The organism is Halorussus marinus (genome assembly GCF_004521895.1).
Classification (GTDB): domain Archaea; phylum Halobacteriota; class Halobacteria; order Halobacteriales; family Haladaptataceae; genus Halorussus; species Halorussus marinus.
Window position 1 is genome coordinate 89,591 of the sequence record NZ_SBIR01000011.1, and the last position, 12,240, is coordinate 101,830.

Annotated in this window: 12 protein-coding genes; 8 read left to right on the forward strand and 4 right to left on the reverse strand. The window is 69.3% G+C overall.

Features of this window, described 5'->3' with window-relative positions:
• Window positions 1-52: 52 nt before the first annotated feature.
• Window positions 53-877, reverse strand: coding sequence for a transcriptional regulator TbsP (gene tbsP / locus EPL04_RS14425; RefSeq protein ID WP_134671896.1), 825 nt, complete (start codon window positions 875-877; stop codon window positions 53-55).
• A gap of 449 nt (window positions 878-1,326) precedes the next feature.
• On the reverse strand, window positions 1,327-3,432 hold the full coding sequence (locus EPL04_RS14430; protein ID WP_134671897.1) for a hypothetical protein: 2,106 nt from the start codon (window positions 3,430-3,432) through the stop codon (window positions 1,327-1,329).
• Between the two features lie 103 nt (window positions 3,433-3,535).
• Here EPL04_RS14430 and glyA point away from each other — a divergent pair, with 103 nt between their 5' ends.
• Window positions 3,536-4,783, forward strand: a complete 1,248-nt coding sequence (gene glyA, locus EPL04_RS14435) for a serine hydroxymethyltransferase (RefSeq protein WP_134671898.1) — start codon at window positions 3,536-3,538, stop codon at window positions 4,781-4,783.
• 89 nt (window positions 4,784-4,872) lie between these two features.
• Window positions 4,873-5,766 (forward strand): bifunctional methylenetetrahydrofolate dehydrogenase/methenyltetrahydrofolate cyclohydrolase FolD, encoded by an 894-nt coding sequence (folD, locus tag EPL04_RS14440; protein WP_134671899.1) that lies wholly within the window; start codon window positions 4,873-4,875, stop codon window positions 5,764-5,766.
• A gap of 5 nt (window positions 5,767-5,771) precedes the next feature.
• On the opposite strand, the gene EPL04_RS14445 is transcribed toward folD, so the two are convergent.
• Entirely contained in the window at window positions 5,772-6,158 is a 387-nt protein-coding gene (locus EPL04_RS14445; RefSeq protein ID WP_134671900.1) for a hypothetical protein, read from the reverse strand.
• Between the two features lie 46 nt (window positions 6,159-6,204).
• A complete protein-coding gene (locus tag EPL04_RS14450; RefSeq protein WP_134671901.1) occupies window positions 6,205-6,927 on the reverse strand; it encodes a DUF7117 family protein in 723 nt (240 codons plus the stop codon).
• Window positions 6,928-7,038: 111 nt separating this feature from the next.
• On the opposite strand from EPL04_RS14450, the gene EPL04_RS14455 reads away from it, so the two are divergent.
• The 6 genes from EPL04_RS14455 to aroC all read left to right on the forward strand — a co-directional run bounded on the left by EPL04_RS14455 (window position 7,039) and on the right by aroC (window position 12,240).
• Complete coding sequence (locus tag EPL04_RS14455) at window positions 7,039-7,290, forward strand: hypothetical protein (RefSeq protein ID WP_134671902.1); 252 nt, start codon at window positions 7,039-7,041, stop codon at window positions 7,288-7,290.
• A gap of 112 nt (window positions 7,291-7,402) precedes the next feature.
• Window positions 7,403-7,840: a DUF7528 family protein gene (locus EPL04_RS19455; protein ID WP_134671903.1), complete on the forward strand. Its 438-nt coding sequence runs from the start codon at window positions 7,403-7,405 to the stop codon at window positions 7,838-7,840.
• A 46-nt stretch (window positions 7,841-7,886) separates the two neighbouring features.
• Window positions 7,887-8,813: a DUF1028 domain-containing protein gene (locus EPL04_RS14465; protein ID WP_134671904.1), complete on the forward strand. Its 927-nt coding sequence runs from the start codon at window positions 7,887-7,889 to the stop codon at window positions 8,811-8,813.
• Between the two features lie 70 nt (window positions 8,814-8,883).
• A complete protein-coding gene (aroA, locus tag EPL04_RS14470) occupies window positions 8,884-10,200 on the forward strand; it encodes a 3-phosphoshikimate 1-carboxyvinyltransferase (RefSeq protein WP_134671905.1) in 1,317 nt (438 codons plus the stop codon).
• A 121-nt stretch (window positions 10,201-10,321) separates the two neighbouring features.
• Entirely contained in the window at window positions 10,322-10,942 is a 621-nt protein-coding gene (locus EPL04_RS14475; protein WP_134671953.1) for a trimeric intracellular cation channel family protein, read from the forward strand.
• A gap of 95 nt (window positions 10,943-11,037) precedes the next feature.
• Window positions 11,038-12,240 (forward strand): chorismate synthase, encoded by a 1,203-nt coding sequence (gene aroC, locus EPL04_RS14480; RefSeq protein WP_134671906.1) that lies wholly within the window; start codon window positions 11,038-11,040, stop codon window positions 12,238-12,240.

Sequence of the window (12,240 nt, forward strand, 5' to 3'; positions counted from 1 at the left end):
TGACGCGAGAAAAACCGAACCGAGAGCGAAGCGCCTCCGTGCTCGGGCGGCGTCAGTGAAGCAGGCTCTGGGCGACGCCCGCGAGCTGGTCGGTGTCGGCGTCGCGGAGGTCGTCGTTCGCGAGCTTGAGACGGAGACGCGGGCGTCCCACGTCGATGGGGACCTTCTCGGTGCCGATGAGCCCCATGTCTTCGAGCTTCGTTTTGGTGCGCGAGAAGGTGGCCTTGCTCGCGATGCCGACGTCCTCGCCCCACTTGCTGATGTCGTACAGCAGGGCCTCGTTTTTCGCCGCGACGAGGAGGCTGATCGTGACTTCGTCGAGGCCGTCGCCGTCCCCGCGGGCCGTCTCCATCGAGGAGAGCACCGCGTCGAAGTCCTCCTGGGCGTCGGGGCTGATCTCCTCGCCGAGGGTCTCTCGCACCCGGGTGATCGGGGGCGTGCGAAGCGAGAACTCGTCGGCGGCGTCCCACTCGTCGGTGTACGAATCGAACGCGTCGCCGACGAACGCCTCGTCGGTCGCGGTGAGGCCGCCGACGTGGTCGTCGGCCGTCACCAGCGCGACGACGACCTCGTCGGTGACGAGCAGGGAGTTGCTCGGCACTTCGTCGCTGGTCCGAAGCGACAGCGCGCCCTCGTCGATGAGGTCGGCGGCGTTGCTCGCGACGATGAAGTCGTCCATCACGTCCTTGAGGCTACCTTCCTCGGCGAGGAGTCGAAGCGTCGGGAGCTCGCCGTCGTAGTCGGTGGCGACGGAGACGAGATCCTCGATCGCGTCCGCAGACGGATTAATTACGAGCAGCGACTCCGGAGCGTCATCGATAACCGCCCGGAGGATTTCAGCTATCTCTCGGTCGAGTAAATTCGATCCAGTTTCCATACGCGCACAAAGGCTCTTACCCTACTTAATTTTAACGTTAGTAACGGGGGGAAATCACGGATTATTTCCGGATATGAAGTCGCAGGTCGGATAATTCTAATCGGACGCCGGTCGCGGCCCGAGTTCCGTGAACGTCGTCGGTTCGTGTGGGCCGGCGAACCGGAATCGACCACCGGCGGTCCGGTTCAGGTATCGAGGGGTCGAACGGCCGCCGGTTAGGAGTCGGTTTCTCAGCGCAATCGTATCATACTAACGTATAGTCACCCCGAAACAATAAAGTAGTGTCACTGTATAACACTGCACAAGCCATGCGAGCCAAACTTCGACAGTGGTTGATGGATAATCCGCGCGCGCTGAACGCCGCGTTCGCGCTCACCGCGGCCGGAACGGTCGTGGTAGAGGTCGGAACGAACGCGTCGGCGGGAGCGTCGACGGGCCCGTAATCTCGACTACTCGGTCACTATTTTCGCGAGTTCGTCCGACCAGTAGAGGTCGCCGTCGTAGACGAACGGCGCCTCGGCTCGACCGAGGAACGATCGGAGTTCGTCGGTGTCGAGCGTGAACGTCGACTCGTTGCCGTGGAGGCGCATCTCGTCGCGGTCGGGGAGATACACCTGATAGCCCCCGCCGATCGACCGGGACGCGAGCTGGTTGTACGTCACCTCGAACGCGCCGTCGCGCTCCTCGATGCGGCCGGCGCTCGAATACCGGTTGTCGGTCTGGGTCAGCGTGTGCGTGCCGTCGCCGACGACGGCGTAGTCTTTCCCCATCATGATCCGGCGGCGGGCGAACTGGAGCGCACGCTGGATGCTGAACCCGTGGATCAGCAGTCGGGCGAACGCCGCCCCGACCGTCGCGGCCTGCTTGTTCAACACCTTGGTGAACGTGACCGCTCCGGCGGCGCTCCCCTTTCTGACGAGCTCTCGGCCCTCGTAGTAGGAGCCACAGGCGTTCAGGAAGAACGTCTGGACGTTGCTCTCGCCGATGTCGGCGACCGAGAGGTTCCCGCCCCGACACCGCAGTCCGTCCTCTTCACAGTGGCCGATGTAGTGGACGAAGTCCCGCGACGACTCGAAGACGTCGGCGAGCTCCCCGGTCGTGAGCCGCTCGTGGAGGGTCAGATCGATCGGGAGGTCCTCGCTTCGCTCCCGGTAGATCTCCGAGACGGTCGCGCGCTCGTCGGCCATCTCCTCGTCGTTGAGGACGACCGTCACGTCGATGTCACCGGTCGTCTCGTCGAGGTACTTGAACCGGTTCTCGTAGGCGTCGGGCACCGCGTTGAACACGTCGATCGGCACCCCGTCGGCCAGCCAGCCGCTGATGCGAGCGTCGTGGAGCACCGGGTCGCGTCGGTCGACCGACTCGACCTCGCCCGCGGTCGACCGGGCGAACCCCTCGGCGGCCGTCGGCGACGCCGCCGTCGCGTCGGCGGCGTCCGACCGATAGAAGTCGTCGATCGACCGGCTGAGGAGCTCGCTCTTGTCGAGTTCCGTGGACTCGGGTCGGTAGACGAGACTCAGCGAGTCGAGCAGGTACGGGAGCACGCCGGCGTTGGCCGGCTCGTCGGCGACGTGGACCGCGAGGTGCCACGCCGGGAGATCGCCGTCGATGCGCCCGTAGTCGGCGTCGAGATACGTCCCGAGCTGTTCGGCCGGCGTCGCCTCGTAAGTCGCCGCGGGGTCGAGCGCCAACTCTTCGAGCAGGTCGAGTTCGGCGAGTTCCCAGCTGAACTCCCCGGCGTTCCGGACCAGACAGTCGAGGAAGAACACCCGACGAAGCGTGTCGGCGACCTCGTGTTGGAACGCGGGCAACGGGGAGAACTCCCGATCGACGCCGGCCGACGGCGCGCGCAATACCGGTCTGGATCTGTCGGCAACGGTGAGTTCGGCCTGCAGGTAGTGGGCCAGCGGGGCCGCGACGTAGACGGACGCGAACTCGTCGGGGACCACCAGTTCGATCCCGACCTCGGGGCGGGCCCGAGCGAGCCCGTCGGGAATCTCGGTTCGGTCGCCGAACGCGATCCGGGGCGGGTGACCCCGGAGGTTCGGAAACGACCGGTCCGGGCCGGTGGTCTTGTGGGCCGCCGACGAGTAGGTGACCGCCGTCGCGACCCCGGCGGGAGTCTGGGGGACGGTGACGGTTCCGATCGGCTCCTCGTGGTGACTCCGGAATCCGAACGTCACTAGCGTACGCTCGGGGAACGAGACGTAGAGGTGGTCGTAGTCCTCGGACTTCCAGACGGTCGCGGAGCCCGAGAACTTCAAGTACGTCTTGATGTTGAGAGTGACGTCCAGCAGGTACTCGTCGTCGGGGAGTTCCAGCGGGTCGGCGTCACTGCCGTGGGTGTACTCGGCGTCGGCCTTCCCGCCGTGGGCGAAGACGAGCCCGGGCGGGAGCCGGATTTCGGAGGCGTAGCCCGCGAGGCGCTCGTCCAGCGGGCGCTCGATGGCGTCGACCGCGTCGGCCGGCTCCCAGTCGTCGGCGTCGACTCGCACCTCCGTCTTCGTGCTGTCGAGCACCCGCAACCCCGAGTCCGTCTCCTCCCAGTCGAGCATGTCTGCGTCACGAATCGTATCCCACGCGTCGTTTATAGTTTTGTCGTCCTCCAGAAGCGCCGCGAAAGGTAAGCTTATACGCCGGGACATACCGATTTCGTGCATGGAGTACGACCGCGTCCGTGCCGCCGACCCGGAGGTAGCAGACGCCCTCGAGGCTGAAGTCGACCGCCAGCGCGACACGCTGGCGATGATCGCGAGCGAGAACCACGTCAGCGAGGCCGTGATGGAAGCCCAGGGGAGCGTCCTCACGAACAAGTACGCCGAGGGCTACCCCGGTTCGCGCTACTACGGCGGCTGTGAACACGTCGACACGGTCGAGAACCTCGCCATCGAGCGCGCCAAGGAGCTTTGGGGCGCCGAGTACGTCAACGTCCAGCCCCACTCGGGTTCGCAGGCGAACATGGCGGTCTACTTCGCGATGCTCGACCCCGGCGACAAGATCCTCTCGCTCGATCTGACCCACGGCGGCCACCTCAGCCACGGCCACCACGCCAACTTCACCGGCCAGCTCTACGAGGTCGAGCAGTACGAGGTCGACCCCGAGACGGGGTACGTCGACTACGACGCCCTCCGGGAGCACGCCGAGGAATTCGACCCCGACATCGTCGTTTCGGGCTACTCGGCGTACCCCCGCGAGGTCGAGTGGGAGCGCGTCCAGGCGGCCGCCGACGCCGCCGACGCCTACCACCTCGCGGACATGGCCCACATCACCGGGCTGGTGGCGTCGGGCGAGCACGCCTCGCCGGTCGGGATCGCGGACTTCGTGACCGGGTCGACCCACAAGACGATCCGTGCGGGTCGGGGCGGCATCGTGCTCGCCGACGAGGAGTACGGCGACGCCATCGACTCCGCCGTCATCCCGGGGATGCAGGGCGGGCCCCTCCTGCACAACATCGCTGGCAAGGCGGTCGGCTTCCGAGAGGCGCTCGACCCCGAGTTCGACGAGTACGCCGCCCAGACGGTCAAGAACGCCGAGGCGCTCGGCGAGAGCCTCCAGGAAGACGGTTTCTCGCTGGTTTCGGGGGGCACCGACACCCACCTCGTGCTGGTCGACCTCCGGGAGTCCCACGAGGACGTGACCGGCAAGCAGGCCGAGGAGGCCCTCGAAGACGTGGGCATCGTCCTGAACGCCAACACCGTCCCCGGCGAGACGCGCTCGCCGTTCGTCACCAGCGGCATCCGGGCGGGAACCCCCGCACTCACGACCCGGGGCTTCGACGAGGACGACTGCCGGTACGTGGGCGACCTCATCGCCCGGGTCGTCAACAACGTCGACGACGAGGACGTCAAAGCCGAGGTCGCCGAGGACGTCAAAGCGCTCTGCGAGGCGAACCCGCTGTACGAGTAATCCACGGTCGTGAATAGAAACTGATTTTCCACCCGGGAAATACGCACGAACCCGAGGGTTGAAATGGCTCGGCGCCGATCCGATACGTAATGACCGAGATAATCGACGGGGACGCCGTCGCCGCCGAGATCCGCGACGAGCTTCGAGAGGGCATCGAGGCGCTCGCCGACGCGGGCGAGCGTCCCGGGCTCGCGACCGTCCTGATGAGCGACGACCCCGCCAGCGAGACCTACGTCTCGATGAAACAGCGCGACTGCGAGGAGGTCGGCATCGAGGGCGTCCACGTCGAACTCGACGCCGACGCGCCCGCCGAGGAGCTGTACGACACCGTCGAGGAGCTGAACGACGACCCCGACGTCCACGGGATCCTCGTCCAGATGCCGGTGCCCGACCACGTCGACGACCGGCGGGTCCTCCGGTCGATCGACCCCGAGAAGGACGTCGACGGCTTCCACCCCGAGAACGTCGGCCGGATGGTCGCCGGCGACGCCCGGTTCAAGCCCTGCACGCCCCACGGCGTCCAGAAGCTCCTCGAAGCCGCCGACGTCGAGACCGAAGGCGCCGAGGCGGTCGTGGTCGGGCGATCGGACATCGTCGGCAAACCGATGGCGAACCTCCTCGTCCAGAAGGCGCCGCTTGGCAACGCGACGACCACGGTGTGTCACTCCCGGACCGAGGACCTCGCGGCCCACACCCGACGCGCCGACGTGGTGATCGCCGCCGCCGGGGTCCCGGAGATGATCGACGGCTCGATGCTCACGGAGGGCGCGACCGTGATCGACGTGGGCGTCAACCGCGTCGAGGCCGACACCGAGAAGGGCTACGAACTGGTCGGCGACGTGGACTTCGAGTCGGCGACCGGGACCGCGGGCGCGATCACGCCCGTCCCGGGCGGCGTCGGCCCGATGACCCGCGCGATGTTGCTGTACAACACGGTCAAGGCCGCGAGCCGGCAGTCGGGCGTCGCGGTCGACCTGCCCTGAACGGCCTACGGCCGGTCGCGGCCCTCGCGGTCGGCCTCGGCGACCTCGGCCGCCCGCTCGCGGATGCGCTCGCCCTCCCGGCGCGCTCGCTGTTGGTTGTTGTAGGCGTACGGCGCGTACACCTCGCCGGTGCCTTCGGGCTCGCGGTCGCGTCGGTGTTCGGGCGAGTCTGTGACTTCCCGGCCCCGAGCCCGGCGCTTCTGTGCGACGAGCACCGCGAGGACCGCGAGCACCGCTCCGGCCCCCGTCAGTCGCGCGAGCAGGGCGGTATCGAGCGCGACCGGGAGCGCCTCGACGGCGTCCGCGAACGGAACCGCGACCGGGACGACCACGAGGACGAGAAACAGGAGTCTGAACGCCCACCCCAGCCGCGAGGTGTCGTCGGTCGCCATGGTCGATGGTATGGCACCGAGTAACAAAAGCGTTCGCCGGCCGGCGCTACTCGGCGAGTCGGTCGAGGCGCTCGCGGGCGCTGGCGAGCGCCTCGGCGTCGTCCTCGCGCAGGAATCGGGACGCGTCGCGGGCCGCGGCCACGAGCGCCTCGGCGTCGGTGGGGTCGACCTCGCCGTCGAGCGCCCGCACACGCTTGAGGTGCGAGCCGATCGTTTCGAGGACGGATCGGTCCCGGGTCTCGGGCTGTTCGTCGAGCCAGTCGAGCATCTCTCGGCGGTACTCGCGCACGGCGTTCGCGTACGCCAGCCCCCGCACGCCCCGCATCGACGCGGGCACCTCGTCGGGCGCGGGCCGGTCGGGCTCGGCGGCGTCGGCGCCACGCAGGAGCGCGAGGAAGTACCACTCCTCCTCGTCGCTTGGGTCCATCCGCCGACCGATCGCGTCGGCGGCGTGTCGGAGTTCGTGGGCCGTCAGATAGCGGTCGTCGAGCGCGCGTAGCTCCCCGGCGTCGACGAACCCGCGCTTGCGGACGTACTCGCGGGCGACCTCGCCGGCCCGGTCTGCGGTCTCGCGGAGCGACTCGTCGTCGAGCGCCGCCCGGGCGTCGCTCAGGTCGAGTTCGACCGGCGCGTCGGTGTGGAGGCGCCGCTCGTCGTCGACGCCGACGCTCCGGAGGCTCTCGCACGACGGGCACGCCACGCTCCCGGTCTCGTAGTAGGACCACCGGGCCCCACAGTCCTTGCACTCGCGCTCGCCGCGGACTTTCATGGCCGCGGGTACGGCCCGGGAGCACAAAACGACCGCGGACTCGCGGCTCGTTCCCGTCCACGCCCTTCCGGCGCCTGAAGACTTATGTCCGCGGGGTGAGAGGTAGCGCGCATGCCTCGGGATTCCGAGGAGTCGGTCGTCAGGCTCCGCCTCCCCGTCTCAGAAACCTACTGGCGGGAGTTCGGCCCGCCGGTAGCCGCCGTGGCCGGCGGCCTGCTCGCGTTCGCGGTCGCGCTCGCCGAGACCGCGACCGAGGCCGCGATGCTGGCGACCGTCTACGTCGGGCTCTCGGTCGGCGCGATCGCGGCCGGGCTCGCGGTGTACAACGTCGTCGTCGCCGTCCTGCTGGTCACCCGGCGGTGACCGGACCGCCCCGACGCTTATGTCGGGGCGGTGCGTATCGACTCTCACATGACGCCACGACCTTCGTCGCCCGGGGACCCGGAGGATAGGGGAAGTCGCCAGCCGGCGGCTGATCGAGAAATTCCGCGCCGAACGTAACGTCGACGCCGACCGCGTCGCGGTCACGCTCGCGGGCGAGACGCACGACCTCACCAGAGCCGAGGCCGATCGGCTTCGGACCGCGCTCGGCGAGGCGCTGACCGAGCGCCGGGCGTTCGAGCAGACGGCGGGCGAGCACCGCGAGGACGGTAGCTACGTCGTCGCGCGCTCGCGAGCGGACTCGTCGGGCCACCGGAAGGTGTTCGAGAGCTTCGAGGAACTGCGTCGGTTCTACGACCGACTGCCTCGAACGTTCACCGCCGAGGACGTGGGTCGGCCCGGCCTGACCGGCGGCCGGCGCCACATGCTCGTCCACCACTTCGCCGAGCATCCCGCGTTCGACTGCGAGCTGGCCCGCCGCCAGCCGCTGACCGCGCGAAAGCGGGCGAGGGACGGCGAAACCGGTGATTGACGCCGCCGCGCGAACGCTTTTTCTGGTCGGGTGCCAGTCGTGTCGCATGGAACCACGACCAGCCACGTTCTCGATCGTCGCCCGCGACCCCGAGACCGACGCGGTCGGCGTCGCGGTCCAGTCGAAGTTCGTCTCGGTCGGCGCGGTGGTCCCGTTCGCCAGCGCCGACGCCGGCGCGGTCGCCACCCAGAGCTTCGCAAACGTCGCGTACGGGCCCGACGGTCTCGACCTGCTTCGGGAGGGCCGCTCGGCGGCCGAGGTCGTCGACGAACTCACCGACGGTGACGACCAAGCCCCCCAGCGACAGGTCGGCGTCGTCGGGCAGGACGGCTCGGTGGCCGCGTTCACCGGCGAGGAGTGTCTCGACTACGCGGGCGACGTGCAGGGCGACACCTACACCGCGCAGGGCAACATCCTCGAGAACCGCGAGACGGTCGAGGCGATGGGCGAGGCGTTCGAGTCGGCCGACGGCGGCCTCCCCGAGCGGCTCATCGAGGCCCTCCACGCGGGCAACGCGGCGGGCGGCGACAAGCGCGGCGAGCAGAGCGCCGCCCTCTACGTCGCGAAGGCCGAGGGCGGGTACGCGGGCAACAACGACCGGTGGATCGACGTGCGGGTCGACGACCACGAGTCGCCGATCGACGAACTCGAACGCGCGTTCAAGGTGTACGACGTGACCCTGCTCGAACGCGAGGCGCCCGACGACTGCCGGGAGCTGTCGGGCGCGACCGCCGAGACCGTTTCTGAGACGCTCGTCGACCTCGGGTTCTACGACGGCGAGCCGACCGCCGACTTCGGCGAGGCCGGACGCGAGGCGCTGGAGTCGTTCCGCGGGATGAACAACTTCGAGAACCACGACCTCTCGGTGCTGGAGGACGCACTCGCCCGCGGGTGGGACGACGCCGACGGGGAGGGCGAAGACAGGCTGGTCGATGCGATCTGGCACGGCCTCTCGCGGCTCGACCGCAAGTGAGCTCCGGTCGGCGGGCGCCAGACCTGTCACGTCCGGTATCCTGATACGGGACCGGGTCCTCTGGTCGCGCATGAACGTGGAACTCTCGCCGTCGACGCTCTCGGGGGCCGCCCGGGCGCCCTCCTCGAAGAGCTACACCCACCGCGCCATCCTCGCCGCCGGCTACTCCGGGGGCGCGCTGGTGTACGATCCGCTCGTGAGCGCCGACACGGAGGCGACGATGCGCGCGGTCGAGGCCTTCGGCGGGGCCGTCACCCGCGAGTCGGACCACCTCGACGTCGACGGCTTCGACGGTCGTCCCGACGTGCCGGCCGACGTCGTCGACTGCGCCAACAGCGGGACGACGATGCGACTCGTGACCGCGGCGGCCGCGCTCGCCGACGGCGCGAGCGTCCTCACCGGCGATAGCTCGCTCCGTTCGCGCCCCCACGGTCCGCTACTCGAGGCCGTCGAGTCGCTCGGCGGCCGGGCCGAGAGCACCCGGCGAAACGGGCGGGCTCCGCTGGTGGTCGAGGGACCGATCTCGGGCGGGCGCGTCTCGATGCCCGGCGACGTCTCCTCGCAGTTCGTCACCGCCTTGCTGATGGCGGGGGCGGTCACCGACGACGGGATCGAGATCGAACTCGAAACCGAACTCAAGTCGGCGCCGTACGTCGACATCACCCTCGAACTCCTCGAGGAGTTCGGGATCGACGCCGAGAAGCGCGGCCCCGACGCGGCCGGGCCGGCCGGCGGGACCTACAGCGTCGGTGGCGGGCAGTTCTACGAGCCGACCGACGGGGAGTATCACGTCCCGGGCGACTTCTCGTCGATCTCGTACCTGCTGGCGGCGGGCGCGGTCGCGGCCGACCCCGACGAGGCGGTCCGGGTCGAGGGCGCGTACCCGAGCGCGCAGGGCGACTCGGAGATCGTGGGCGTCCTCGACCGGATGGGCGCCGACGTCGACTGGAACCGCGAGGACGGCGTCGTGACCGTCGAGCGCTCGACTCTCTCGGGCATCGAGGTCGACGTGGGCGACACCCCCGACCTGCTGCCGACGGTCGCGACGCTCGGCGCGGTCGCCGACGGCGAGACCCGACTCGTGAACTGCGAGCACGTCCGGTACAAGGAGACCGACCGGGTGAGCGCGATGGCCGAGGAGCTGTCGACCCTCGGCGTCGAGACCGAGGAGACCGCCGAGACGCTGACGATTCGGGGCGGCGACTCGGAGCTGACCGGCGGCGCGGTCGACGGCCGCGGCGACCACCGAATCGTGATGGCGCTGTCGGTCGCCGCGCTCGCGGCCTCGGGCCCGACGACCGTCTCGGACGCCCAACACGTCGACGTCTCGTTCCCGGAGTTCTTCGACGTGCTGTACGACCTCGGCGCGACGCTCGACCGGGAGTGATCCGCCGATCCCGGCGCGAGCCGGGCAAACGGATGCGTAGCGCTCAAGACGCTCGCTTTCGTGGGCTGAGGTAGTGACGCAGTTTCTCGGAGCGCTCCCGGCCGTCGACCCGTTCGCCGTGATGAACGCGGTCGGGCTGGTCGCGTTCGCGCTGGTCGGCGCGACGAAGGCGATCCGCGAGGAGTTCGACGTGTTCGGCCTCGCGGTGGTCGGGCTCGCGACCGCGTTCGCGGGCGGGGCGACCAGAGACCTCCTCGTGAACCGCGTCCCGCTGGCGCTCAGGGCGCCCGGCGAGATCGGTCTCGGCCTGTTGGGCGTCGGACTCGCGGTCGGGCTGAGCGTCGTCCTCGACTCGCCGGACGACCACCCGGTCGCGCTGTTGTCCGACGGGGTCGGGCTCGCGGCGTTCACCACGACGGGGGCCATCGTCGCGACCGAGGCCGGGCTCCCGGGGTTCGGCGTGGTCGCGGTCGCGACGATCAACGCGGTCGGCGGCGGGGCGTTCGCCGACCTCCTGCTCGACCGCTCGCCGTTCATCCTCCTGGAGGACTTCTACGCGAGTTGTGCGGTGCTCGGCGGATGCGCCTACTGGCTGGCGACGGCCGTCGGGGCGACGGGGAGCACCGCCGCGACGGTCTGTGCGGTCGCGACCCTCGGAATTCGCGGCGTGGCGGTGTCGCTGGGCTGGACCCTTCCGACCGCACAGTCGCTCGGGCTGGCGCGGACCGACGAGGAGCGGTAGCGAGATGCGAGCCGGCCGTCTGACTCCGGAGCCTCGCGGACACAGCCTTGCGTCTTCTGCAAACCCTAAATAGGCCGCCCACACAACAACTGCCAATGAACGGCAACAGCTTCGGACGCCTGTTTCAGGTGACCACCTTCGGCGAGAGCCACGGCGACGCGATGGGCGTCACCGTCTCGGGCTGTCCGGCGGGGCTCGAACTCTCGGAAGACGACGTGCAGGCCGACCTCGACCGGCGCAAACCCGGCCAGTCGATGATCACGACGAGCCGCGGAGAGCCCGACGCTGTCTCGATCAAGTCCGGGGTCCAGGACGGCTACACCACCGGCACCCCGATCGGGATGGTCATCGAGAACAAGGACGCCCAGTCGGAGAAATACGAGCCGTTCGTCACCGCGCCTCGGCCCAGCCACGGCGACTTCACCTACTCGGCGAAGTTCGGCACGCGAAACTGGGGCGGGGGCGGCCGGTCGTCGGCCCGCGAGACCGTCAACTGGGTCGCGGCGGGCGCGATCGCGACCAAGATCCTCGCCGAGGCGGGCGTCGAACTCAAGGCCCACGTCAACCAGATCGGCGACATCGAGGCGCCGGAGGTGTCGTTCGAGGAGATCAAAGCACACAGCGAGGACAACGAAGTGCGGTGTGCCCACCCCGAGACCGCCGAGCGGATGCGCGAGCGCATCGACGAGTACCAGACCGAAGGCGACTCTATCGGCGGCTCCATCTACTTCGAGGCCCGCGGAGTCCCGCGCGGGCTGGGTGCGCCCCGGTTCGACTCGCTGGAGGCCCGACTCGGACAGGCGATGATGAGCGTGCCCGCCTCGACCGCCTTCGAGTTCGGACTCGGCCGCGAGGCCCGCGAGTACACCGGCAAAGACCGAAACGACGACTGGGAGTTCGGCGATAGCGAGGCGCAGGGCGCCTCGGAGGATTCGAGCGGTGACGAACCGCGAGAACGCGGCGACCCGAAGCCGGTCGAGAACGACCACGGCGGGATTCAGGGCGGGATCACGACGGGCGAGCCCATCTACGGCGAGGTCACCCTCCACGCGCCCACCTCGATCCCCAAGACCCAGACCACCGTCGACTGGGAGACCGGCGAGCAGAAGGAGGCCAAGGTCATCGGACGCCACGACCCCGTGCTTCCGCCCCGGGGCGTCCCGGTCGTCGAGGCGATGCTGGCGCTGACGCTCGTCGACTTCATGTTGCTCGGCGGCCGGATCAACCCCGACCGGCTCGACGACCGGCCCGGCGAGTACGACACCGACTACCACCCGAGTAGCCCGCGAAACGAGTAG